The following is a 25,837-nucleotide window of genomic DNA, read 5'->3' as shown; positions in this document are numbered from 1 at the left end:
TTAAATTATGTTGGGTATCATTTTAACAGGCCATGGTAGCTTTGCTACCGGCCTTTATGAAGCGGTAGTACAAGTTATTGGAAAACAAGCACAATTTACTGCTATTAACTTTCCTGATGGGATGAGTAGTGAAGTGTTAGAACAACAACTAACTGATGCGCTAAAAAAGTGCGATAAAGGTGATGGCGTAATATTTTTTACAGATATTTTAGGTGGTTCTCCATTTCGATTATCTGCAATGTTAAGCTATCAATTTAATAATGTTGAGATAATTAGTGGTACCAATTTACCTATTTTATTAGAAATGTTATTACAACGAGATGAATTAGATGCTGAAAGTTTCCGTCTGAGGGCATTAGATATTGCAAAATCTAGCATAACCAGTTTATGGGATGAAAACATTAAAAAATCAATTGATAAAAAGGAATATTCAGATGGAATTTGAAAAAATACATGCTAAACAAGTTCTAACCCCCGTTGGTTGGTTAGAAAATGCAATGGTTACCATTAAAAATGGGAAGATTATAAAAATTGAACAAACAAATAAAGTTTGTTCAGATAATATCAAGGTGTTACCTGCACTAATAGATACCCATATTCATGGCGTAATGGGCGCAGAAACAATGGATGCAACCCATGAAGCCCTTAATACAATGAGCAGTTTCCTAGCACGACATGGTATTGGTGCTTTTTTAGCTACAACAGTTACAGAAAGTCATGAAAAAATTGAGGCAGCATTAGTACAAGTAAAACATAGCATAAAGCAAGGAGTCGCTGGTGCAACTTTATTAGGTTCATATCTTGAAGGACCTTTTTTTAATGCTGTACATAAAGGAGCACATCCAGAAACGCTACTACATGCCCCAGATCGCAACCTTATAGAAAAATGGTTAGATCTTGCTGAAGGCACATTAAAGTGTATAGCTCTTGCTCCAGAGTATCCAAATGCATTAGAAATTATAGAATGGTTACGTTCAATAAATATCAGGGTAATGATTGGACATACCAATGCGGACTATCAAACAACAAAAGCGGCGCTACTTGCTGGTGCAAGTGGTGTAGTGCATTGTTATAACGGCATGTCAGGTTTGCATCATCGTAATCCTGGCGTAGTTGGTGCAGCCCTAACAATAGATAATTGTCAAACTGAAATTATCATAGATGGTCATCATGTACATCCTGCAGCAGTTAATATTGCTCATAAATGTTGTGGGAAAAACTTATTATTAATTAGCGATGCAATGAGAGCAACAGGGATGTCTGATGGTGATTATCAATTGGGTAAATTAAAAGTACATGTACAAGATCATGTTGTACGTACAGAAGATGGGGGATTAGCGGGAAGTACTCTAACGATAAATCGTGCAGTTACCAATCTTGCAGATTATGCGAATATTTCATTTGAACAAGCGTGGTTACATGGTAGTTCTTATCCAGCAAAAGCATTAGGTATAGATCATTACTTGGGTGATATTGCTGTTGGAAAACAAGCTAATCTAGTACTATTAAATGCAAATAATCAACTAATGGCAACTATTGTAAATGGTAATATTGTTTATCAAACATCAGCAGATCTTACCGATATTTTGATTTAAAAATCCATAAACTTTTTATCAAAGTAAGAGTCAACGGTGTTGCTTTCTTAGGAGTCAAAATGTTTATCAAATCTATTTTTGTAACTTTTATAGTATTATTAGAATGCATAAGTAACATTGCCAGTGCTGAGTTAATCAAAATTATGTCATTTAATATACATCATAGTGAACAACATGATGGAACAATTAGTACTGCAAGTATTGCCGATAAAATAATCACAGAAAGGGCAGATATTATTGTATTGCAAGAAGTCGATGATAAAACCAAAAGAACCAACAATGTTGATCAATTAGCTCAAATTGCCAAATTAGCCAATTTAAAGTATTACAAATTTGGAGCATTTTTCGATTATGATGGAGGGCAATATGGCATGGGAATTATTAGTCGTTACCCTATTATTGATTCATATAATATTCCTTTACCAGATGGTCCTGAACCAAGAACCTCATTAATGACAACAGTTAATATTAATGGCAAAAAACTAAATGTTATAGGAGTACATCTTTATAGATCACTTGAAGAAAGAACATTACAGGCACAAGCCATTGTTGACTATGTTAAGTCATCAACATTACCTCTAATAGTGACAGGTGATTTTAATACTACTCCAACCAATAGTTCACCGACTAAATACGTTAATTCAACCATAGATCATGGTAAAGATAACACGCTAATGCAATATTTAACTTCACATTGGACTCGATTAGAAAAAATAGGGAATAAAGTCTCATTTCCGTCAGGCGATATGTGGGATGATGATGGAGAAGGACAAGTCGAAATCGATCACACCTTTATCAAAAATTTGGATATTAATAGTGTAAAAGCGCACTACTTAATTAAAGGAATTGTAAGTGATCACCGACCACTTATAACAGAAATATCATGGTGATATTATCTCTTTAAAAGTTAATTAAGAGGTTTTTATTTATGCGAAAATTAAAAATAATATTAGGTCTGTCTTTTGTTTTATCTTTTTCTGCACAAGCAATAGAGACATTAGACAATTATACTTTAGAACAAGTAGTCGTATTTAGCCGACATGGTTTAAGGGCTCCTCTTTCCAGTCCAACAAGCACGCTTGGTAAAATTACACCCAATCAATGGCCACAATGGGATACTCCTGCCAGTTATTTGACTACTCGCGGCGGGGTATTAGAAAGCTATTTTGGTCATTACTTTAGTGAATGGTTGGTTGATAATAAACTTTTAACCGAAAATACCTGCCCAAGTGAAAATGAAGTGTATATTTACACCAACAGTTTACAACGTACTATTGCAACGGGTCAGTACTTTACAGTTGGTGCTTTTCCTGGTTGTATTGTACCAATTATTCATAAGGAAAAATTAGGTACTATGGATCCCGTATTTTTTCCTGTGATTAGTGATGATAATCCTGAATTTAAACAAGCAGCAATCACTTCAATCAACCAAACTGCTCATGCGAAAGGTATTGAAGGGTTAAATCAAAAACTTAATAACACTTATCAAGATCTGTCTAATATCGTAAATTATACCCAATCAACTAATTGTTTGGTCGATAAACAGTGTGATTTTACCGATTTACCAACCAAAATTATTATTGAAAAAGGCAAAGAACCTGGCATAACCGGCCCCCTTCGCACTGGGACATCAATCGCTGATGCTTTTATTTTACAATATTATGAAGGCGCTCCATTGCAAGATATTGCTTGGGGAAAAATAAAAAACAATAAACAATTTGAACAATTAGTTGCGATAAAAGAACATTACAATACTGTTTTATTTGGTTCACCCGTTATTGCTAAACAGGTTGCCGCAAATTTAATTAACTATATTAATCAAACTTTCTCAGAAAAAAATCATACCAAATTTACTTTTTTAGTCGGTCATGATTCAAATGTAGCATCATTATTTTCAGCACTAAAAATTAAATCTTATACACTACCCGATCAATTTGAAACGACACCAATTGGAGGCAAAGTAGTGTTCCAAAAATGGCGTGATAATCATAGTGGTGAAGCATTGATGAAAATTGAATATTTTTATCAATCAACCGATCAAATCCGAAATTTGACCCAATTAAATCGTAACAATCCACCCCATAAAGTAACGTTAGAAATGGAAAATTGTCCAACTAATACAATGGGTTTTTGTTCATTTTCGACCTTTAAACAAATCATCGGCAATATAAATAAATAATGCGTAACTCCATTGATAATATGTTCAAATTAGGTAAGTGTTGAACATATTATCAATAATTACACGGCAAAAATACTTTGAGATTAAACTGTTACTTAAATAAAGCAATAAATAAGTTTATCAATTATGTTTTATGTATTGCTTTTTAATATTTCAAAATCGTTCTCGTTTAATTTTTTTATTACTAGCTCGTCAAAAGATTCAATATGTATCATACAATTATCATCAAATGAATTAGGACAGTTGACACTAATAATTTGACATTGTGCATTAAATGCAGATTCAATACCTGCTTTAGAATCTTCAAAAACAATACACTGATCAGCAGGTAATCCAAGTAAATTTGCTGCTTGTAAATAACCATCAGGAGCGGGTTTAGTATTAATGACCATTTCACCAGTAATAAAAACTTTTGGTTTAGCTACATTGAGAATACTAAAGCGAGAATTAGCTACTTTTTTTGTACCAGAAGTTACAATTCCCCAAGGAATATTAAGTGAAGATAATTGCCGTAAGAAATGACTGGCTCCAGATATTTCATCAATATCTTTTATATCTTCAGTCTCTAATTGTTCCATCCAACGATACTCTTGTTCGATAAAACTTTCTGGTTTATTAGGTAAAAATAGTTTTATATTGTCGATAGCTTTACGACCATGAATGGTTTTTAATACATAGGAATGATTAAGTTTATGACGATCAGCAAATACTAACCAGCAGAGCTCAACTGCTGGTAATGAATTGACTAATGTTCCATCTAAATCAAATAAAATACCCTTTGCTTGCATACTATAATTTCCCTGCACTACCACAAATACGAATCTTTTCTTCAACAATTTTTTTCATTGCTGATTTAGCTGGTTGCATATAATGCCTAGGATCATTAGCATCAGGATGAATTTTAAAATCTTGTTTTAAAGCATCAGAAAAAGCAATTTTTAATTCTGTTGCGACATTCACTTTACAAATACCCAATGAAATAGATTTTTTCACCATTGTTTCTGGAATACCCGATGCACCATGTAGTACCAAAGGAACTTCAACTTTGTCACGTATTTTTTCTAACCGTTCAAAATCAAGCTTAGGTTCCCCTTTATATAAGCCATGAGCAGATCCAATTGCCACAGCTAAAGAGTCAATTCCTGTACGTTCTACATACTCTTTGGCTGCATCAGGATCGGTAAATGCGCTTTCTTTATCATCAACAACCAAATCGTCTTCCTGTCCTCCTAAACGGCCAAGCTCAGCTTCAACACTTGCGTTATATTTATGGCTAAATGCCACCATTTTACTGACAATATCAATGTTTTCTTCAAATGGATAATGAGAAGCATCAATCATAATTGAACGAATACCTTCCTCGATTTTAGTTTTAATATCACTCAGGTTTTCATGATGATCTAAATGTAACGCAAATGGAAAATGATGGATTTGTGCCGCAGTTTTACAAATATTGATCAAATACTGTGTGCCGGCATAGTTATACGTTGCTGGTGTTGCTGCAAGTATGACAGGCGATTGCATATCTTTTGCTGTATCAATTACAACTTGAATTGTCTCAAGGTTGTGTATATTAAAAGCGGGAACGGCATAATGTTCTCGCTGAGCTTTTTTTAACATCTCTTGACTGGAAATAAGATACATAATTTACTCCTAATTAACCTTATGATTTATATATTTTTTTAACTTTAACTTGTTGATAGTATTGGTCATAGTTACTCATATTGACAAAACCTGTTTGTGATTCCATCGTATTTAACATACCCATCGTCATAGCACGTTTCAGCATACCGTCTACTGATTCGCGTTCGTGTAAACTTACCGCAAGCCCCGCTAATGTGACATCACCTGAACCAACTGGATTAACTACATTAATTTTAGGAATTGTGACTTGATAAAATTGGTCATGACAACGAGCAAACGCACCCTTTTTACCTAACGAAATAATAATGAAAGGAATATCATTTAACAGAGGATGATTAAGTGCTTTAATTAATGAATTGTTATCACTATCATCAATATCCATTTGGATGACTTGTTTTAATTCTTCTTTATTGGGCTTTATTAAATAAGGTTTATGTTCGGAAACGAGTGTTGCATGAAGCATTTTTCCAGAAGAGTCAAGCAAAACAGGTATTTGATGCCTATCGGCTTGTTCAATTAAACTTACATAAAAATCGATGGGAAAACCCTGAGGTAATGATCCGGAAATGGTCACAAGATCTGCTTTTTCAAGCAATGTTTGATAGTGTTTTAAAAAAAGATTAGCGTCCTGAAGCTCTAACACAGGACCTGATTCTAAAATTTCGGTTTGGTTTCCTTCATGTAAAATGGCAATACAGTTTCTTGATTCCTGCTTTGTTATATAAAAATCATAATCAATATTATCTTCATCTAATTGTTTTTGGATATAATTCCCAGTTGTTCCACCAATAATACCAGAGGCTAATACTGATATATTTGAAAATTTAATTCCTCTAGTAACATTAAGCCCTTTACCGCCAGCGGTCTTTTTTACATTAGATACCCGATTAATATCATTAATAATTAATTTATCTAATGGGTATGATATATCCACCGAAGGATTCATCGTAATTGTTAATATCATATTCTCACCTACAAATTAATATTGTTGGGAGAAACAACAATCTTAAATGATCACTTTTTAGATAGAATTCATTTTAAGCAAGTATGGAAACAATTCATAAATTATTAAACTGTAATTCGTTATCTTTTAAAAAACGTTAGATCAATTAAACCTACTTTAATCAGGTACCCTATTATCAATCGAAATATTAAACAGCGATTAAACTAACTCCCTGTTTTCCAAATTCCTGCTTACATTTACCATCAACATTGATATCTGTAATAATAGTATTAAGCTTATTTAGTGGTAAAACCACATTAATGCCATTTCGTCCGAACTTAGATGAATCTAGCACAGCAATTACTTTTTTTGCGGTATTAGCCATCACACTGCTAATTGTGTACCCTTCATTAAAGGTTGTTATTCCTCTTTTTGCATCTATACCATCTGCACCAACAAATAAAATATCAGCAGAGATACCATCTAACGATTGCTCAGCAATTTTTCCATGAAAAGATCGGGTTTTATGCCTAAGTGTCCCACCACACATAAATAACATTATGTCGCTATTATCAGAGAGTATAAAAGCAGAGGTAAGACTATTTGTTATAACAGTAATGTTTTTTAATTTAACAAGCTCTTCGGCTATTAACATAGTAGTACTACCACTATCTAAAATAACAGTATCGCCTTGTTTAACATGTTTTACTGCTTCAATTGCAATTCGTTTTTTATCTTCAATAAATCGCTGATATCGTTCTTCTAACTGCAACTCTTTAAATGACTTTATATCATTATTATTGATGATTTTTGTTGCACCACCATGAAATCGTGTTAGCTCACCTTGTTTCTCTAATAGTCGAAGATCTGTTCTGATAGTGACTTCTGAAACCTCATATTGTTCCGATAAATCACTGACTAATACTGTTCCTTTCATATTAAGAAATTCTATTATCTGTTGACGTCTTTCACTTGCATTCATATTATTTCCTTTTTCGAAAATTTTTAAGCAGTGTATAACAAACAAAATCAAAAGATAAGCTTTCATTTTTCATAGTTAATCTACAGCAAACTTTTAACTGCAATTTAATAAAATTTTGCCATTCATTGAATGCCCATTTAAATCGCTAACTTTATGAATAAATATATTAAAATCACCAATCACAGCGATTAGTTCATTAAGATTTATTTTACCCTCTACAAAAAACCTACTTACCAATAACCACTCTTCACCAGGCCATGGCGCAGAATAGTTCATCCAACTCCCTAAAATTTGTAACTCTTTTCGTAAAATAAGACCGAACGTTTTTTCTGATAAGGTAAAATCATCATGGAGAGTACCAACCAAGCCCACTTTAGATCTAGGACCAGCAATTTCAATGGCTAATCTGACAGTAATTGGCGAACCAGCTGTTTCTAATACAATTTGATCAAAACGATTGTAAGATAAAGCTTGATAAATCTCATCAGAACTAAGATTTTTAGAGTTATAAGTAGCATCAGCACCTAGTCGTTTTGCAAGATTTAGTCGTTCATCATTAATATCTAAAACGGTAATAGAACTCGCCCCCATTGCCTTGGCACAAAGCATAGCAAGCAGACCGATTGTTCCACCACCAACAATTACGACATGTTTATTTTGGCAGCCACCCGTTAATAATAGTGCGTGCATTCCAACTGTCATCGGCTCAAAAAAGGCGCCTTCAAGAGCACTTACCTCTTTTGGTAATTTAAATGCATTTTTTTTATTTAATACAATATATTCAGCAAAACCTCCTGTTATTCTTGAACCCACAAAAGTATAATTTTTACAAAGTGAATAGTAATGCTTTTGGCACTCATCACATTTAAAACAGGGTAATAATGGTACACAAGAAATTAAATCACCAATGTCAAACTCAGTTACATCATCGCCTATTTCAATGACAGTGCCACTAAATTCATGTCCAAGTGTAATAGGATAAAAATGTGCTCCATGATGGAAAATTCTAGGAATATCGGATCCACATAATCCACAATAAGCAACTTTTACTAAAATTTGATCTGGAGATGTAATTTTGGGTATGTCAATATCTTCTATAGATAGAGATCCCCCTTCATTGACAATGACCGCTTTCATTTTATTTTCCTTAATTAGTAATCAAATTATTTTGAGAGATGACTTTCACTGCTTATTCAGTGAAATCCTTGAAACTACATTTATTTATACGATTTATGGACTATTTTTTTTATTTCATCTGATTGTGCTATTTGTTGTTCTTTTAAAAATAGCTCATATCTTTTAGCTCGCTTCCATGTTAAAAATAGGCAGAAGAGGTAAAACAATCCAATAAAAGCAAAGCCAATAGGTTGTTTTAATTTCACTAGCTGAACCATAATATAGGTAATTGGTGAGCCACCTTGATCCATTGCTCCTACACTAATACTACTACCATCAGTGATAGTACCGGCATTGATTGCTAGTTGAGTTGTCAGAGGAACCATTTGTGTAGCAATCCAAAGCGTGATAGCAATAATGATTGAACCTGAAATAATGATTCTGAACAAATTACCTTGATGAATAGCCACACTCATTGCGATAAAAAAGCCAATAGTAGCTAAATCACCAAATGGTAAAACTTCATTGCCTGGTAAAATAATGGCAATAAAAATACTTAGTGGAATGAAAATTAAGCTAGCAGAAACAACTGTTGAATGTCCTAATAATAAAGCAGGATCTAAACCGATGAGAAAATCTTGACCACCAAATTTTGATTGTAGATGTTTACGAGCTTGTTTAGATATTGGTGTTAAGCCATCCATAATCGGTTTAATTACACGTGGCATTAATAACATTACCGCAGCTGTCTGAATAGCAAGTTGTAATGTTTCTTTCACACCATATCCAGCTAAAAGCCCTAACATAATGCCCATAAATAAACCAACCGTTACTGGTTCACCAAACGCACCAAACCGTTTTTGCATATCTACAGCATTAAAATTAATCTTATTAATCCCTGGTATTTTTTCAATTACAGCATCGACAAACACAGCAATTGGGCCACAATAAGCGGATGTACCATGAGGAACAGCAATCCCTTCAAGTTCAAAAAACTCTTTAGTATCTTTAGAAAACCAATCACCTAATTTATACGCAATAATGGCATGGACAATAACACCTGCAATACCTAACCAGTAGGAACCTGTTGCAATATAAACAAGTGCCCCAGAGAATGTCATATGCCATATATTCCAAATATCGACATTAACTACTCGTGTTAATTTTGCTAATAACATGACAATATTCACTGCGATCGCAATAGGTATCGCAACCAAGGCTATTTGTGATGCCCAAGTCATCGGCGCAGCGCCTGGCCATCCAACATCAACCACATTCAAACTGATATCAAATCTTTCAGCCATAGCTTGAGCAGCAGGACCAACTGAACTTGTTAATAAACCAACAACTAAACCAATACCAACAAATCCTATACCAATATGAATGCCCGCTTTTAAAGCATCACCCACTTTCATTCTTAATGCTAATGAAAATAGAATAATGACAATGGGTAACATTACTGATGGACCAAGATCCAAAATGTACTGCATAATTTCAGTAAACATAGATTTATCCTTTCAATATAGATAATATTTTATCTTTTAGCAGATCTATCCCAACACCTGAAACAAAAGGCATACCATGTACAATAGGAATGTCACCAAAAGTCTGATCCATTCTTGCTGTAGTACAAATTAAATCGACATCATCAATAAAGGTGTTAATTTCATTAATCCGACATTGAATAAGATCTAATTCAATATTATTTTCTTTACATAAATCTTTTATCTCTTCTGCAGCTAAAGTTGATGTTGCAACTGCACCACCACATGCAACAATAATCTTCTTTTTCATAATGCCTCCTAAATAACTTTTTAATTAAATATCACTTTACTAAAACGCTCTGTAATTTCATCTGGCGGCGCTTTTAATAAGAAGTGATAGAATTCTTTATTTTGTAAATTTGAAAAAAGTGCTTTCAACAAATCAAGTTGATCTTCAGGGGAAGTTACAACTAATGAAATAATGAGTGAAACATCAACAGTACAGTCATCATCAGCTCGATTAAAAGCGACTGGACTTTGAGTGCGAATAATAAAAACTGCGGGTGTATTAGCATGTTCAGCCTCACAATGTGGAATCGCTACAGCATAACCATCAAGGGCAATACCTGTTGGAAATAAAGCTTCTCTTTCAATTAAAGCTTTTAAGTGGCTCTTTTTGACGATTTTTTTTTGCTGTAAATGCTCACTAATATAAGTTAATACTTCTTGCTGATTGTCAAACTTGAGCTTGTCTTCGAAAAGAAGCTGACACTTGTTCATATTTAATCTCCATTGTTGTACTTCTATTAAATTCTTTTATTTTACTTTCGAAAACAAAATATATAACGAAAGATTATTTACTTTCGATTTAAAAAGCAAACAGACTTTTATATTTTTGTGATCGAAATCTATTTTTTTAAAATAAAGATAAAAACTTAACTTCGTGATTATTTATGTTTATGAGGAAAAATATGATCATGATCACAAAAAGGAGTTTTTTAAATTGAAAAAAAAATCTAATATGCAAAAATGTTACCCGTAACAATATTTCAATTAAGGAGCAACTGTGACGAAAAATAATAAACAAGTTTTTGTATTAATGGGTGTTTCTGGTAGTGGAAAATCCGCAGTTGCCAAGCAAGTTTCATACAACCTTGATGCAGCATTTCTTGATGGTGATTTTTTACATCCTAAAGCAAATATCTTAAAAATGCGTAGTGGGACGCCATTAAATGACGAAGATCGTTTTCCTTGGCTTAATTTGATTAGTAATGCCGCATTTGCAATGAGCAACGTTAATGATATTTCTATTATCATCTGCTCAGCTTTAAAGCGAAAATATAGAGATATCATCCGTGGCGAAAACGAAAATGTACACTTTATTTATTTAAAAGGTAGTTATGATGTAATCGCTGATCGTTTAGCGAAACGAAAGGGGCATTATCAAAAAACAGGGATGTTGCAATCGCAATTTGACACTCTTGAAGAACCAGCCGCTGATGAAAAAGATGTGTATATCGTCAATATAGAACAACCATTAGAAAGAGTTGTGCATGATACCCAACAAGTCATATGCACAATATGCCAGCGCGATAAATAGAATATAAAATAAAAATTATACAAGAGGTTAATGTGAATCCAACTGTCAAAAATGTAACACAGCGAATTATTGAACGTTCCAAAGCTACTCGCACAGCCTATCTGCAAAAAATAGAAGATGCAACACTTAATAAAGTCACCCGCTCTAAATTACCATGTAGCAATTTAGCACATGGTTTTGCAGCTTGCTGTATTGAAGATAAGAATGATTTAAAAAATATCTTAAAAAGTAATATCGGTATTATTAGCTCTTACAACGATATGCTTTCAGCACATAAACCTTATGAGCTTTACCCAGAACAAATTCGCAAAGTATTACATGAAGTTGGTGCCGTTGGACAAATGGCAGGGGGAGTACCAGCAATGTGTGATGGAGTAACTCAAGGTGAACCTGGAATGGAGCTGTCATTAATAAGCCGAGATATCATTGCAATGTCGGTTGCTGTGGGTCTTTCACATAATATGTTTGATGGTGCATTATATCTTGGTATATGCGATAAAATTGTACCGGGTTTATTAGTTGGAGCTTTAACCTATGGTCATCTGCCCGCAATTTTTGTACCCGCAGGACCAATGCCATCTGGACTATCAAATAAAGAAAAAGTTCGTATTCGTCAACTCTACTCTGAGGGAAAAGCCTCGCGTGAAGATTTATTAGAGTCAGAAGCTGCATCTTATCATTCTAGTGGCACTTGTACTTTTTATGGAACGGCAAACAGTAACCAAATGGTGATTGAATTAATGGGATTACACTTGCCGGGATCTGCATTTGTCAATCCAGAAACAACTTTACGTTTCGAATTAACCAATGCTGCAGCTAAACAGATTACTCGCCTGACTAAGCAATCAGGTAATTATATGCCTATTGGAAAAATGGTTGATGAAAGAGTTATCGTTAATGGCTTAATTGCATTACTTGCAACAGGTGGTTCAACTAACTTAACAATGCATATAGTAGCAATAGCGAAAGCTGCCGGCATTATTGTTAATTGGGACGATATTTCAGATCTTTCAACAGTCGTACCACTTTTATGTCGAATTTATCCAAATGGACCTGCAGATATTAATTATTTTCAAGCTGCAGGTGGGACTTCATTATTGGTTAGAGAATTACTTGAAGGTGGTTTATTACACGAAGATGTTGAAACGGTTGTGGGACGAGGATTGAGCCATTACATCAAAGAGCCAATTTTAGAAAATGGTAAACTTATTTTCCGAGAGGGTCCAAATCATTCATTAGATGAAAATGTTATTACATCAATAAAAAAACCTTTTAATTCACATGGTGGATTAAAAGTAATGTCAGGCAACATTGGTAGAGCAGTAATGAAAACTTCAGCTATTGCTCCAGAACATCAGATCATTGAAGCTCCTGCTGTTGTCTTTAATAGTCAATATGACTTAGATGATGACTATAAAGCCGGCAAGTTAGATAAAAATTGTGTAGTAGTAGTTCGTTATCAAGGCCCTAAAGCAATCGGTATGCCTGAACTGCATAAATTGATAACACCATTGGGAGTTTTGCAAGATCGAGGATATAAGGTTGCTTTGTTAACCGATGGTAGATTATCAGGAGCATCAGGTAAAGTACCGGCAGCAATACATGTAACACCTGAAGCCTATGATGGTGGCTTATTAAGTAAAATAAAAAATGGAGATATGATAAGAGTTAATGGACAGACTGGTGAAATAACGTTATTAGTAGACGAGACAGAGCTAGCTAAGCGCCAACCTCATCGCTTTGATTTATCAAATTCACATATTGGTTATGGACGAGAACTGTTTACTATTATTCGTGAAAATTTAACTTCTGCTGAAGAAGGTGCAGTAAGTTTCTAAATTAATAGTTCTGCCGCAATACGCGGCAGAAATCAGTAAAAATATACTGAAACGTACCCTTAACCTGAAACTTTTTGACAAAAATTATTAATAATAACTTTATAAATTATTTTTTAATAAAGTTATCAACCAATAAATTCATTACATCACCTATTTTCCCACTCAAAGAAGCTTTCACACTGTAAAGTGCCATCCCCATAACTTGCGAAGCCTTTATTTCAGGGGGCATAACAAGTTCATCCGTACTGGTTTTAACATCCAAAAGTGCTGGACCACTATGAGTTAAAAATGTTTGCATTGCAGCTTCAAGTAAATCTGAATCATCAACTCTTATTGAAAATAATCCCATCGATTCCGCTACTTTGGCAAAATTTGGATTCTGTAAATCAGTATAGTGATTAACCAAACCCTCTACTTTTTGTTCTAATTCTACAAAGTTAAGTGAACTATTATTAAGTACAATTATTTTTATCGGTAATTTTTCTTGGATTGTCGTTAATAAATCGCCCAATAACATACTAATACCACCGTCACCTGATAAGGTGATCACTTGACGATTAGGAAACGCTTTTTGAACACCTAAAGCTTGTGGCATAGCATTAGCCATGGTGCCATGTTTTAAACTAATTACAGTTCGTCTTTTGCCATTAGTATTAAAGTGTCGACAAGCCCAAACCATAGCCGAACCAACATCGGCACAAAGCACAGCATCATCGGTTGCATATTTATCAATTAATTCAGTTAAATATTGGGGATGAATAGTAGATTTGGAGGGTAATGCTTTTTTATTCAACTTACTCATAGCACTACTATACAATGTTCGGCATGTTTCTAAAAATTTAGTATCATGCTTTTCGTTAACTAAAGGCAACAAAGCAGCTAAAGTTGGTTTACAGCTACCAACAACACCAACATTTACTGGATGACGTCGTCCTAAGTGAGTTGCATCAATATCAATTTGAATAATTGTGGCATTATTTGGATAAAATTGAGGCCATGCAAAATCAGTACCAAGCAGAATAAGAACTTCACACTCTTTAATTGCCATCGTTCCTGATTTAACACCAAACATTCCAGTCATACCGACATTATATGGATTATCATATTCAACAAAATCTTTACCTCTAGAGGTATGTACAATAGGAGATTTTATTTTTTCGGCAAATGTAATAAGCTCATTATGAGCATCATATACACCTTGACCAGCAAAGATGGTCACTTTTTGATTTTTATTTATAATATCTGCAATTTCAGCCAACTCTTTATCTGATGGGCGTATTATTGGTTTAGGATGGTAAATCTTGTGACCACATTTATCTTCTATTTTCTCTAAACTAATATTATAAGGAATCACCAACACCGCAACACCGCGTTGATTAATAGCGGCTTGAATAGCCGCAGTAGTGATTTCTCTTACTTGCGTAGCATCACTAATTTCCCGACAAAATACAGAACAATTTTTATATACTGATTCAAAATCAACTTCTTGTGGAAAATCGTTTCCTTGTTGCGAAGTAATTAACTGACTCGCTAATAAAATAACGGGTACTCTATTTCTTTGTGCTTCATAAATACCATTAATAAAATGTAGACTACCGGGTCCACAAGAACCAGCACAAGCGGTAATTTGATCGGTAAGATAAGCTTCTGCTCCAGCAGCAAAAGCACCAACTTCTTCATGGCGTACATGAACCCATTCAATATCACTTTTTTTAATAGCGGAGGTAATTTGATTTAATGTGTCGCCTACAATACCATAACAATGTTTAACACCTGCTTCACCTAAAATATCAACTATAATTTGTGCAACTGTTTTCTTTGATGACATATTCTCTCCTAAACAAGGGTTATCGGTTGAATAAGTTAATTTCAGTAAATTACACCTAAGTTTTGTTAAAGCGAATGAGTTATAAAAAAAATAGCAAAAAATGTTAAATATGTAATAAATGATCAATTATTGTTAAATAAACAGCAATAGAAAATATTCCCTATTACAATAAATCAAGGTATTATGTATAAAATAAAACCTACTTCATTGAGTTATTTTTGTGAAAAACTTGTCATCTGAGCATGGCTTAATGTCATTTACTGCTGCTTTTTTGCCTGATTATTTAACCCAATATTATCCTCTCATCGTTGTTTGTATATTGCTATTTATTGCCATTATCTTATTTTCTCTTAGCAAGTTAAGAATGGACATAATTGCACTACTTACCATTACGGCTATCACCATGACAGGTGTGTTAACGCCTGCTGAAGCTCTATCTGGATTTAGTGACCCCAATATTATCTTAATCGCACTACTTTTTGTTATTGGTGAAAGCCTAGTAAGAACGGGTATTTCATACAAGATGAGCGAATATATTCTGAAAATAGCTGGCCAAAATGATATTCGTATTATCACTTGTATCATGTTAGGCGTCGCTTTACTTGGCTCAGTGATGAGCTCAACAGGCGTTGTTGCTATTTTTATTCCTGTTGCTATTAGTATTGCTAATCATACAGGTATTCATGTTAAAAAACTAATGATGCCTCTTTGTATTGCAGCTTTAATTAGTGGCATGATGACATTGGTTGCCACCGCCCCCAATCTAGTAGTAAATAGTGAACTAAGTCGTGCCGCACTTGAAGAGTTTGGATTTTTCTCAATTACGCCAATTGGTATTGGTGTTTTAATTGTTGGCGTTATTTATTGTATATTAACACGCAATTGGTTGCTTACTGCAGAACAAGTTACACCAACTAATATTCAACCACAAAGACGAAAAATAACTGATTTAATTCGAGACTATAAATTAATTGGTCGTGCTCACCGCGCACAAATACTGGCCGGATCGCCTTTTGTAGGACGAACTATTGATGGTTTACACTTGCGTACTAAACATGGTGTTAATGTTATCGGTATTGAACGTTGGCGTAAATTTCATAAAGTATTAATACCAGTAAATGGTTCAACCGAATTTCGTGAAAATGATATCTTATTATTAGATATGTCGCATTCAGAAGCCGATTACCGAACATTTCTGACAACAAATAATCTGGAACCTAAAATTTTACGCGGTGAATATTTTTCTGAACAAGTTAAAGAAGTTGGCATGGCCGAAGTTGCACTACTACCAGAATCAACATTATGTGGTAAAACACTTAATGAAATAGATTTCAGAGGAAAATACTTTCTAACAGTAATTGGCATTTGGCGCAATCACGCTCCAGTTGAAACAAATAACTTATTCCAAGAGCGTTTAGAAATGAGTGATACATTATTGGTCTGTGGAGATTGGGGATCAATTCAAAAACTGCAAACACGTACTAATGATTTTGTGGTCTTAGATTACCCTGCAGATATTGACGATATCGCTCCTGCAAGCTCACAAGCCCCCGCAGCTTTAATAAATTTGGCGATAATGATTATATTGATGGTTACAGGTATTGTACCAAATGTAGTTGCGGCACTTATTGCCTGTCTATTAATGGGAGCTACTCGTTGTATTGACATGGCCAATGCTTATAAATCCATTCATTGGCCAACATTAATTTTAATTATTGGGATGATGCCTTTTGCTGTAGCTTTAAATAAAACGGGAGGAATTTCGCTAATATCTGAATGGCTAGAAATTCATCTACGATCTTTTGGTCCATACATAGTATTAACCTTTATCTTTTTATTATGCTCAACAGTAGGGTTATTTATTTCTAATACTGCAACTGCAATTTTGATTGCTCCAATCGCAATTGATTTAGCGGTAAAATTTAATTATTCACCTTATCCTTTTGCCATGACTGTCGCCATTGCAACATCTGCATCATTTATTACACCTGTTTCTTCGCCAGTTAAAACCATGGTTGTTGCGCCTGGTGGATACAGTTTTATTGATTTTGTTAAAGTTGGCGTACCATTAACATTTTTGGTGATGGTAGTAGACATTGCTCTAGTACCTATATTTTTTCCATTTTAAAAATTAATGATGTTTTGATTGCTTATAACAAACGTTTTGTTAAAATTTATTGGTTGAAAAATATATTATTAAAAATAATTAATTGAATTATAGGAAGATAAAGGTATTAAAAAATGAGTGATATCATACAAACTATTATGGCTCTTATCGTTGTTGCCGCTATTTTTATCGGTTTAGCAACATTTGTTGGACTTATGAATAAGCTTTATTGCCAAAGAATTATAAAACTTGTTGAATCAGGAGAAATGAGCGATGAGGAATTAACAAAAAACTACAATATGTCCAAAAAAAATCAAGATAATACAATGTGGGCATTTTTTATATTTGGGATCTTTTATCAATATGGTTTAAAATTGCAACATAAAGTTTTCGATACCTATAAAGAAGCAATGATTAAACGTAACCTACCTTTATAATTTTGCTACTAATTTTATACAATACAACCCTATATGATAATAAGGTGCTTTCAGTAATAAATAATGGCACCTTTTTTGTTTAAAGATTCTCAACGAAATTTCAACTATAATCATTATTTTTTATTATGGATATAAAACTTATGCAACAGACAACTAAACCGTTAAATATTATTTTTGCCGGTACGCCTGACTTTGCAGCCACTCATTTAAAAGCATTAATTGACTCTAATCATAATGTGATTGCAGTTTTCACACAACCTGACCGTCCTGCTGGTCGTGGCAACAAAGTAACAGCCAGTCCGGTTAAACAATTGGCGTTAGAAAATAATCTTCCGATTTATCAACCGGCAACGCTTAAATCATCAGAAGATCAAAAAATCATTAGTGATCTTAATGCTGATATTATGATTGTTGTAGCTTATGGATTGATTTTGCCACAATCAGTTTTAGATACGCCAAAACTTGGCTGCTTAAATGTGCATGGTTCGTTATTACCAAGATGGCGTGGAGCAGCCCCAATTCAACGAGCTTGTTGGGCTGGTGATAAACAAACTGGTATAACCATTATGCAAATGGATGCGGGCCTTGATACTGGTGATATGTTATATAAACTAAACTGTAACATTGAACCAACTGATACAAGCGCTTCATTATACGATAAATTGGCTAAACTTGGTCCACAAGCATTACTCAAAACACTAGATTTAATCAGCGAAGGCAATATTCATCCTGAAAAACAAGATCCTTCGCAAACGACTTATGCTAAAAAACTATCAAAGCAAGAAGCCAAATTAGATTGGCATCTTTCTGCCCAGCAACTTGAGCGTTGTGTACGAGCCTTTAATCCTTGGCCTGTAAGTTATTTTGAAGTTAATAGTGAATTGGTTAAAGTATGGCAAGCACAAGCTATTGCAATTAATCACAATAAACCTGTTGGTACCATTTTGCAGGCAGATAAAACTGGAATTTGTATTGCAACCAGTGAAGGAGCATTAAATATGACACTGCTACAACCTGCGGGTAAAAAACCTATGTCAGCACAAGATCTATTAAATTCTCGTAAAGCTTGGTTTGAGGTTGGTGAAAGACTCAATGTAAACGAATAACAATTTAAATATATTAATATTACGGGATGCTATCCTGTAATATTTATCGTTTTTTAGCTAAAAGTGTAGCAAATCTTAATTTAATTCGATTACCATAAATATCCGTTTTGTGTAATTCACCAACATCTTCGTTATACTTTAAAATATCCCAATTTTGATAGTAATGAAGCAATTCTTTCTCTTTAAATGTGAATGAAAATCCGACCTGACAAGGATAATCTTTAGTCGACATAGCACAAACAATTAAATTATATCCACCTGATTTAGTAACTAATTGCATATTATCAATAATGTCTGCAATTCGGTCTGATTGCAAAAACATCATAACTACAGTAGAAATAATGAAATCATATTCACCTTGTAAATTAGCTTGGTTAATATCATAAACATCAGCATTAATGCGAGATAAATGCTCACTATTAATAATTTGCTCTAAATTATTTATACTTAATTCGGATTTATCAACTGCATCAACATCAAACCCTAACAGCTGTAAATATAGTGAATTACGTCCAGAACCACAACCAAGATCGAGTGCTTTTCCAACTGGTACAATATGGCAAGCAGATATTACTTCAGAATGTGTTTTTGTCATTTGATACTTTTTATGAGTATAGTCTTCGGGTTGACAATAAAAAGTTAATTGACATTGTAAATCATCGGATACTTCAGCAATGCGATGCCATTGCTGAGGTGTGATAAATGGGGGTTGGTGTTGTATATCGTAATGGTGCCGAGTTAAAACTTCACCTTGTTCAGTTAATAACTCAAAATCTAAATAACCAGCAATGAGTGTCAATTTTGCCCATGTTCCAACTTGAGTATTGTGTTGTTCGCAAAACATTTGTGGTAGTGTTTTAACATTCCAAACAGGTAACGTTTTATAACAAACTAAATTTTCCATAATAATTTCACCATCTACAAACGACAATAGTTTACTATTATAGTCAACTATTAATAAAATTAACAACACTTGTTTTAAGCTATGGAACTGAAAACAACCAATTAAAAAATGAATTTTTGTGGCGAAGTTAACTTTATCAACATATAATCATAACTATCCTAAACTATATAGCAAAAATATTAGAGGAAAAATTATGGGATTTTTAGTAGGTAAGCGCATACTAGTTACTGGTGTTGCTAGTAATCGTTCTATTGCTTATGGTATTGCACAAGCTATGCATCGTGAAGGAGCTGAATTAGCTTTTACTTATCAAAATGATAAATTAAAAACACGCGTTGAAGAGTTTGCAGCGGATTTTGGTTCTAAAATCGTCTTACCATGTGATGTGTCACATGATGAAAGCATCACTGAACTTTTTACTGAATTAGCAAAAACATGGGACAAATTTGATGGATTTGTACATGCAATCGCTTTTGCTCCTGGTGACCAATTAGATGGTGATTATGTTAATGCGGTTACGCGTCAAGGGTTTGCTATCGCACATGATATTAGTTCTTATAGCTTTGTTGCTATGGCAAAAGCATGTCGATCAATGTTAAATCCAAATTCAGCATTAGTAACACTTTCGTATCTTGGTGCTGAACGCGCAATTCCTAACTATAATGTAATGGGATTAGCTAAAGCTTCACTTGAAGCAAATGTTCGTTATATGGCAAACGCCATGGGACCAGAAGGAGTACGTGTTAACGCAATTTCAGCAGGCCCAATTCGTACACTTGCCGCATCAGGCATTAAAGACTTCAAAAAAATGTTATCTCACTGCGAATCGGTTACTCCTATTCGTCGTACCGTAACAACTGAAGATGTTGGTAATTCAGCAGCCTTTTTATGTTCAGACCTTGCATCAGGAATTACTGGTGAAGTGGTACACGTCGATGGCGGATTTAGTATCGCAGCAATGAATGAGTTAGAACTTAAATAGTTCCTAACACCATTATTCTCCCGTGAAATTACGGGAGAGTATTTCGTAGTAAAATTAAAATCTGCTAATAAAATGGATTATCGGTTATATTTATTCGTATCAATAACTAAAACTGATAAATCGAATATTGCCAAAATATTATGGAAAATTTAATATTTTGCTAAATATCGGCACAAATAAGCAGTAGGCTCTACAACTACAACATCAAATTGGCTTTCTCCTGCGATATGGAAAACCTGCCCTACTTCAAAAATCCGCCAATCCTTTGCTGTAGGTAATAGTACTTTTAATGAACCAGTAATCACGGTCATTTCTTCTGGTTTGTCGGTGCTAAAAATATACTCACCAGGTAACATTACTCCAATAGAAGCTTGGCCAAGAGAGGCATTTTGAAAACCAATGGACTGCACTTTACCATTAAAATATTGATTTATATTTAACACAATCACTCCTTATCATTTTTAGTTAGTTTCAAATTTTTAATTAAATAAGTTATCTATAAATTATTTAATTACAACTATGAATGATTAATTTCTAAAACAGAATAACTTTAATTTAGCAATGACAGATTTATACAAAACAATATAAAATATTAGTAGACATATTACAAATATTAACCAATTTAAGTATCGCTTTTTAAAAAAATCTTACTGAAGATTCAAAAGGAATCTTCTAATTTTCACCTCAAATTTTTTCAGAAGAAAATAGCATACAGATTAGATTTTTTCCGTTAAAATCTACCTTAATTTGCTCAATAAAAGTTTATTGGAGAAAAAATGAAAATAGCAAAAAATAAAGTTGTCAGTTTAGCTTTTCAAGTTCGAACTAAAGATGGTGTATTGGTTGATGAAGCAACTAAAGTCGCACCTTGTGAATATTTGCATGGAGCAGAAAACTTATTACCAGATTTTGAAAAAGCATTAGAAGGTCGTCAAATCGGTGATAAATTTGATGTTGAGCTAATTAATGCTTATGGTGATTTTAATGATGCACTTGTACAAAATGTTCCACGAGATGTTTTTGTTGGTGTAGATGAATTAGAAGTTGGTATGCGCTTTTTTGCTGATACTCAGCATGGACCGCTACCAGTGGAAATAACAGCAATTGATGGAGATAATATCACTATCGATGGCAATCATATGTTAGCAGGTCAAGATTTGAAGTTTACTGGTGAAGTATTAGCTATCCGTGAAGCAACAGAAGAAGAAATTGCTCATGGACATATTCATGGTGAACATGGTCACGATCATGGACATAGCGGTTGTGGCTGTGGTGGACACGATCACGAAGAAGATGATAATCAAGGTTGTTGTGGTGGTGGTCACGGTGGTTGTGGTTGTCATTGATTTTTTCGATAACGATTATAATATTCTAAAGCGCCATTAGGCGCTTTTTTTGTATGGTGCAAATTTTCTCATTTTTTTGTGAAATAACTCATAATATTTCTACTGATTATTTTATCTTATCTATTATTCCATTAATAATTCAGTTTTGAATAATAGGAATTGTATTATGTCTTCAATACCCACAACATTAATGCCCAGAGAAAAGCTTTTGAAATTTGGAGTAGAAACATTAAGTGATGCTGAATTACTAGCGTTATTTTTACGTACTGGTACACGTAACTTACCTGTTTTACAGTTATCGCAAAAATTATTAAGTGAATTTGGTTCTTTGTATAATTTAATTAATGCAAGCCATAGTGAATTTTGTAAAAAAAATGGATTAGGGACAGTAAAATACACACAATTAAAAGCAGTCATTGAACTTTCACACCGATACCTTAAAGTTAAAATGGCAAACGAGAACTTTCTTTCTTCACCATCCTTAACTCATCATTACTTAGCTAGTCGACTAGCAAATAAAGATCGAGAGATTTTTATGGTAGTTTTTTTAAATAATCAAAATCAAGTAATTACATCTGAAGAAATGTTTATTGGTACTTATAATTGTGTCGAAGTGCATCCACGAGAAGTTGCTAGACGAGCATTGCAACATAATGCTGCGGGTTTGATTTTAGCGCATAATCATCCATCTGGGATGGCTGAACCAAGTCAAGCAGATCGTATATTAACTCAAAAAATAGAGCAAGTTTGTGAATTAATTGATATCCGAATTGTTGATCATCTTGTAATAGGTAAGGGGGAATACGTCTCTTTTGCCGAACGAGGATGGATTTCATAGGTCTTTTTGCTTACAATATGAAAAATTGAATAGAATCCACAAAAACACTTTATGAAACATCAATTAGAATTACTAGAAACAAAAGTTGCATTTCAAGAAATGACCATTGAAGAATTAAATCAGATGGTGGTTAATCTACAATCTGATATCAGTAAACTTAAAGAACAATTAACATTATTGTCGCAAAAACTTCAAGCAACACAAGTATCAAATATTGCTAGCTTGTCTGAAGAGACTCCACCGCCACACTATTAATGTATATTGCTGTATCTTATAGTGATTCCCTTTTAATTTATAACTCAAAACTCAATAATAAAGTTAATAAGTCATTACTTAAGAATTAAATCTCTTATAAAACGGAAAATTTATTTTACTAATAAAAAACCGGCATATAGCCGGTTTTTGTACACAATGATTTTATAATTACTCAGCTGCTGCTTCTGCTTCTTCTACCGCAGGGCGATCAACTAATTCAATATAAGCCATTGGAGCATTATCTCCATCACGGAAACCACATTTAAGAATACGTACATAACCGCCTGGACGGGTAGCAAAACGTGGACCTAAATCTGAAAATAATTTTTTCACTGTATCTTTATCACGGATACGAGCAAATGCCAAACGGCGATTAGCTACGCTATCGCTTTTGGCTAGCGTAATTAACGGTTCAACAACACGACGCAACTCTTTTGCTTTAGGCAATGTAGTTTTGATGATTTCATGTTCAACAAGTGAACTAGTCATGTTACGAAACATTGCTTGACGATGGCTGCTATTTCGGTTCAGTTGACGACCACTTTTACGATGGCGCATAACTTTATCCTTCTTATAAATTTTATCTTAGTCTTCAACAATACTTGCTGGTGGCCAATTCTCAAGACGCATGCCTAAAGATAAACCACGAGATGCGAGCACATCCTTAATTTCAGTAAGTGATTTCTTACCAAGATTAGGAGTTTTAAGCAACTCAACTTCAGTACGTTGCACTAAATCACCAATATAATGAACTGCTTCTGCTTTTAAGCAATTAGCAGACCGAACGGTTAATTCCAAATCATCTACTGGACGTAAAAGAATTGGATCGAACTCCGGTTTATCTTCTTTAACTTCAGGTTGACGTACATCACGTAGATCAACGAAAGCTTCAAGTTGTTCAGCCAAAATTGTTGATGCACGACGGATAGACTCTTCAGGATCGATAGTACCATTTGTTTCCATATCGATAACAAGTTTGTCTAAATCTGTACGCTGTTCCACACGAGCAGCATCGACAGAATAAGCGATACGCTCAACAGGACTATAACATGCGTCAACTAACAAACGACCAATTGGTCGATCTTCATCTTCTGACTTGACACGAGCAGAAGCAGGGACATAACCACGTCCTCGTTGTACACGAATACGCATACTAATTGAAGCATTGGCATCAGTAAGATGACAAATTACTAAATCAGGATTAACAATTTCAACATCACCATCGTGAGTGATATCTGATGCAGTTACAGCACCAATACCTGATTTATTTAAAGTCAGCATAACATCATCTTTATTATGCACTCGAACCGCTAATTTTTTTAAATTAAGCAAAATATCAAGCACATCTTCTTGAACGCCTTCTTTAGTACTGTACTCATGCAGAACACCGTCAATTTCAACTTCGGTTACTGCATGTCCCGGCATAGATGATAATAAAATGCGGCGTAGTGCATTACCTAAAGTATGACCAAAACCACGCTCAAGTGGCTCTAAAGTCACTTTAGCATGAGTTTGACTGTATTGAACAACATCAACTAGGTGAGGTTTTAAAAACTCTGTTACAGAACCCTGCATTATGTCCTCTCTTAAGTGCTAAACTTTACTTAGAGTAAAGTTCGACGATCAAATGTTCGTTGATGTCAGCAGATAAATCTGAACGTTCTGGTAAGCGTTTAAATACACCTTCCATTTTGCTAGCATCAACTTCTAACCATGTTGGTTTTTCACGTTGTTCAGCTAACTCTAAAGCGGCTTTAATACGTGCTTGTTTTTTTGATTTTTCGCGAACACTAATTACATCTTCTGGTGAAACCTGATAAGAAGCAATGTTCACTACCTGACCATTAACAAGGACAGCTTTATGACTAACTAATTGACGAGCTTCAGCACGAGTTGCACCAAATCCCATACGATAAACAACGTTATCTAAACGACGCTCTAAAAGACCAAGTAGGTTTTCCCCGGTATTGCCTTTAATACGCGCAGCATTTTTGTAATAATTACGGAATTGACGTTCTAAGATTCCATAAATACGTCTAACTTTTTGTTTCTCACGTAACTGAACACCATAATCTGATAAACGCGGTTTACGCGCACCATGTTGTCCAGGAGCTTGTTCTAATTTACATTTACTATCAACCGCTCGGACTCCAGATTTAAGGAATAAATCTGTACCTTCACGACGACTTAATTTGAGCTTTGGTCCCAAATATCTTGCCATTTTATTTCTCCAATAATCCTAAACATTCAATGTTTAACAAAATTAAACACGACGTTTCTTTGGTGGACGACAACCGTTATGAGGAATCGGAGTAACATCAGTAATATTAGTGATGCGATAACCCGCTGCATTTAATGCACGAATTGTTGACTCACGACCAGGACCAGGTCCTTTTACCATAACTTCCAGATTCTTGATTCCGTAATCTTTGACGGCTTCAGCACAACGTTCTGCTGCTACTTGAGCTGCAAAAGGTGTTGACTTACGAGAGCCACGGAAACCAGAACCACCAGCGGTTGCCCAACCCAACGCATTACCTTGACGATCGGTAATAGTTACGATTGTATTGTTAAATGATGCATGAATATGAGCTATACCATCAGAAACTTGCTTTTTAACACGTTTACGTGTACGAACAGGTGTCTTTGCCAT

General features: G+C 34.2%; 28 protein-coding genes. 13 read left to right on the top strand and 15 right to left on the bottom strand.

Features of this window, described 5'->3' with window-relative positions; all coding sequences use genetic code 11:
* The first annotated feature begins 7 nt into the window (after positions 1-7).
* From agaF to agp, 4 genes are read left to right on the top strand one after another with little or no spacing between them, the layout of a single operon-like run.
* Positions 8-445, top strand: coding sequence for a PTS galactosamine/N-acetylgalactosamine transporter subunit IIA (agaF, locus tag A9G17_RS08175; protein ID WP_065738278.1), 438 nt, complete (start codon positions 8-10; stop codon positions 443-445).
* On the top strand, positions 435-1,595 hold the full coding sequence (nagA, locus tag A9G17_RS08170) for an N-acetylglucosamine-6-phosphate deacetylase (protein ID WP_065738277.1): 1,161 nt from the start codon (positions 435-437) through the stop codon (positions 1,593-1,595). Before agaF ends, nagA begins: the two co-directional genes overlap by 11 nt.
* A gap of 59 nt (positions 1,596-1,654) precedes the next feature.
* Positions 1,655-2,485 (top strand): endonuclease/exonuclease/phosphatase family protein, encoded by an 831-nt coding sequence (locus A9G17_RS08165; RefSeq protein WP_065738276.1) that lies wholly within the window; start codon positions 1,655-1,657, stop codon positions 2,483-2,485.
* A gap of 38 nt (positions 2,486-2,523) precedes the next feature.
* Positions 2,524-3,774 (top strand): bifunctional glucose-1-phosphatase/inositol phosphatase, encoded by a 1,251-nt coding sequence (agp, locus tag A9G17_RS08160; RefSeq protein WP_065738275.1) that lies wholly within the window; start codon positions 2,524-2,526, stop codon positions 3,772-3,774.
* A 131-nt stretch (positions 3,775-3,905) separates the two neighbouring features.
* Here the strand turns inward: agp and A9G17_RS08155 are convergent, their stop codons facing one another.
* The 8 genes from A9G17_RS08155 to gatA form a co-directional block, all read right to left on the bottom strand.
* A complete protein-coding gene (locus tag A9G17_RS08155; protein ID WP_065738274.1) occupies positions 3,906-4,562 on the bottom strand; it encodes an HAD-IA family hydrolase in 657 nt (218 codons plus the stop codon).
* Position 4,563: 1 nt separating this feature from the next.
* The gene (locus A9G17_RS08150) at positions 4,564-5,418 is read right to left on the bottom strand and encodes a tagatose bisphosphate family class II aldolase (protein WP_065738273.1); all 855 of its coding nucleotides are present in this window, start codon (positions 5,416-5,418) and stop codon (positions 4,564-4,566) included.
* Positions 5,419-5,437: 19 nt separating this feature from the next.
* On the bottom strand, positions 5,438-6,382 hold the full coding sequence (locus A9G17_RS08145) for a hexose kinase (protein ID WP_065738272.1): 945 nt from the start codon (positions 6,380-6,382) through the stop codon (positions 5,438-5,440).
* Between the two features lie 187 nt (positions 6,383-6,569).
* On the bottom strand, positions 6,570-7,343 hold the full coding sequence (locus A9G17_RS08140; protein WP_065738271.1) for a DeoR/GlpR family DNA-binding transcription regulator: 774 nt from the start codon (positions 7,341-7,343) through the stop codon (positions 6,570-6,572).
* A 93-nt stretch (positions 7,344-7,436) separates the two neighbouring features.
* The gene (locus A9G17_RS08135; RefSeq protein WP_065738270.1) at positions 7,437-8,480 is read right to left on the bottom strand and encodes an alcohol dehydrogenase catalytic domain-containing protein; all 1,044 of its coding nucleotides are present in this window, start codon (positions 8,478-8,480) and stop codon (positions 7,437-7,439) included.
* An 80-nt stretch (positions 8,481-8,560) separates the two neighbouring features.
* Positions 8,561-9,964: a PTS galactitol transporter subunit IIC gene (locus A9G17_RS08130; protein ID WP_065738269.1), complete on the bottom strand. Its 1,404-nt coding sequence runs from the start codon at positions 9,962-9,964 to the stop codon at positions 8,561-8,563.
* 4 nt (positions 9,965-9,968) lie between these two features.
* Positions 9,969-10,253, bottom strand: coding sequence for a PTS galactitol transporter subunit IIB (gene gatB, locus A9G17_RS08125; protein WP_065738268.1), 285 nt, complete (start codon positions 10,251-10,253; stop codon positions 9,969-9,971).
* Between the two features lie 20 nt (positions 10,254-10,273).
* Positions 10,274-10,723 carry a PTS galactitol transporter subunit IIA gene (gene gatA, locus A9G17_RS08120; RefSeq protein WP_065738267.1) on the bottom strand — a complete coding sequence of 150 codons (450 nt, stop codon included), beginning with the start codon at positions 10,721-10,723 and terminating at the stop codon, positions 10,274-10,276.
* Positions 10,724-11,042: 319 nt separating this feature from the next.
* Here gatA and A9G17_RS08115 point away from each other — a divergent pair, with 319 nt between their 5' ends.
* Both A9G17_RS08115 and edd read left to right on the top strand, forming a co-directional pair.
* Entirely contained in the window at positions 11,043-11,543 is a 501-nt protein-coding gene (locus A9G17_RS08115; RefSeq protein ID WP_065739123.1) for a gluconokinase, GntK/IdnK-type, read from the top strand.
* A gap of 32 nt (positions 11,544-11,575) precedes the next feature.
* Positions 11,576-13,381: a phosphogluconate dehydratase gene (edd, locus tag A9G17_RS08110; RefSeq protein ID WP_065738266.1), complete on the top strand. Its 1,806-nt coding sequence runs from the start codon at positions 11,576-11,578 to the stop codon at positions 13,379-13,381.
* 106 nt (positions 13,382-13,487) lie between these two features.
* On the opposite strand, the gene A9G17_RS08105 is transcribed toward edd, so the two are convergent.
* A complete protein-coding gene (locus A9G17_RS08105; protein ID WP_065738265.1) occupies positions 13,488-15,209 on the bottom strand; it encodes a thiamine pyrophosphate-dependent enzyme in 1,722 nt (573 codons plus the stop codon).
* A 250-nt stretch (positions 15,210-15,459) separates the two neighbouring features.
* Between A9G17_RS08105 and A9G17_RS08100 the strand changes: the two genes are divergently transcribed.
* From A9G17_RS08100 to fmt, 3 genes are all read left to right on the top strand, one after another.
* A complete protein-coding gene (locus tag A9G17_RS08100) occupies positions 15,460-17,337 on the top strand; it encodes an SLC13 family permease (RefSeq protein ID WP_065738264.1) in 1,878 nt (625 codons plus the stop codon).
* Between the two features lie 113 nt (positions 17,338-17,450).
* A complete protein-coding gene (locus tag A9G17_RS08095; RefSeq protein WP_065738263.1) occupies positions 17,451-17,753 on the top strand; it encodes a hypothetical protein in 303 nt (100 codons plus the stop codon).
* A gap of 140 nt (positions 17,754-17,893) precedes the next feature.
* Positions 17,894-18,859, top strand: a complete 966-nt coding sequence (gene fmt / locus A9G17_RS08090) for a methionyl-tRNA formyltransferase (RefSeq protein ID WP_065738262.1) — start codon at positions 17,894-17,896, stop codon at positions 18,857-18,859.
* Positions 18,860-18,902: 43 nt separating this feature from the next.
* On the opposite strand, the gene tehB is transcribed toward fmt, so the two are convergent.
* Entirely contained in the window at positions 18,903-19,763 is an 861-nt protein-coding gene (gene tehB, locus A9G17_RS08085) for an SAM-dependent methyltransferase TehB (RefSeq protein ID WP_065738261.1), read from the bottom strand.
* A 193-nt stretch (positions 19,764-19,956) separates the two neighbouring features.
* Here tehB and fabI point away from each other — a divergent pair, with 193 nt between their 5' ends.
* Entirely contained in the window at positions 19,957-20,745 is a 789-nt protein-coding gene (gene fabI / locus A9G17_RS08080; RefSeq protein WP_065738260.1) for an enoyl-ACP reductase FabI, read from the top strand.
* 149 nt (positions 20,746-20,894) lie between these two features.
* Here fabI and ppnP read toward each other — a convergent pair whose 3' ends face one another.
* Positions 20,895-21,188: a pyrimidine/purine nucleoside phosphorylase gene (gene ppnP, locus A9G17_RS08075; protein ID WP_065738259.1), complete on the bottom strand. Its 294-nt coding sequence runs from the start codon at positions 21,186-21,188 to the stop codon at positions 20,895-20,897.
* Between the two features lie 333 nt (positions 21,189-21,521).
* On the opposite strand from ppnP, the gene slyD reads away from it, so the two are divergent.
* The 3 genes from slyD to A9G17_RS08060 all read left to right on the top strand — a co-directional run bounded on the left by slyD (position 21,522) and on the right by A9G17_RS08060 (position 23,184).
* Positions 21,522-22,091 carry a peptidylprolyl isomerase gene (slyD, locus tag A9G17_RS08070; RefSeq protein ID WP_065738258.1) on the top strand — a complete coding sequence of 190 codons (570 nt, stop codon included), beginning with the start codon at positions 21,522-21,524 and terminating at the stop codon, positions 22,089-22,091.
* A gap of 166 nt (positions 22,092-22,257) precedes the next feature.
* On the top strand, positions 22,258-22,929 hold the full coding sequence (radC, locus tag A9G17_RS08065) for a RadC family protein (protein ID WP_065738257.1): 672 nt from the start codon (positions 22,258-22,260) through the stop codon (positions 22,927-22,929).
* A gap of 51 nt (positions 22,930-22,980) precedes the next feature.
* Positions 22,981-23,184 (top strand): SlyX family protein, encoded by a 204-nt coding sequence (locus A9G17_RS08060; protein ID WP_025314409.1) that lies wholly within the window; start codon positions 22,981-22,983, stop codon positions 23,182-23,184.
* A gap of 168 nt (positions 23,185-23,352) precedes the next feature.
* Here A9G17_RS08060 and rplQ read toward each other — a convergent pair whose 3' ends face one another.
* Genes rplQ through rpsK form a run of 4 tightly spaced genes read right to left on the bottom strand, consistent with a single transcriptional unit; the run spans position 23,353 to position 25,837 of the window.
* On the bottom strand, positions 23,353-23,742 hold the full coding sequence (rplQ, locus tag A9G17_RS08055) for a 50S ribosomal protein L17 (protein WP_025314408.1): 390 nt from the start codon (positions 23,740-23,742) through the stop codon (positions 23,353-23,355).
* A gap of 27 nt (positions 23,743-23,769) precedes the next feature.
* The gene (locus A9G17_RS08050; protein WP_065738256.1) at positions 23,770-24,759 is read right to left on the bottom strand and encodes a DNA-directed RNA polymerase subunit alpha; all 990 of its coding nucleotides are present in this window, start codon (positions 24,757-24,759) and stop codon (positions 23,770-23,772) included.
* Positions 24,760-24,784: 25 nt separating this feature from the next.
* Positions 24,785-25,405: a 30S ribosomal protein S4 gene (gene rpsD / locus A9G17_RS08045; RefSeq protein WP_025314406.1), complete on the bottom strand. Its 621-nt coding sequence runs from the start codon at positions 25,403-25,405 to the stop codon at positions 24,785-24,787.
* Between the two features lie 42 nt (positions 25,406-25,447).
* Entirely contained in the window at positions 25,448-25,837 is a 390-nt protein-coding gene (gene rpsK, locus A9G17_RS08040) for a 30S ribosomal protein S11 (protein ID WP_025314405.1), read from the bottom strand.

Origin of the sequence: Gilliamella sp. wkB7, assembly GCF_001693435.1 — a bacterium.
Classification (GTDB): Bacteria; Pseudomonadota; Gammaproteobacteria; order Enterobacterales; family Orbaceae; genus Gilliamella; species Gilliamella apicola_N.
This window is presented reverse-complemented; position numbering and strand designations above follow the sequence as displayed.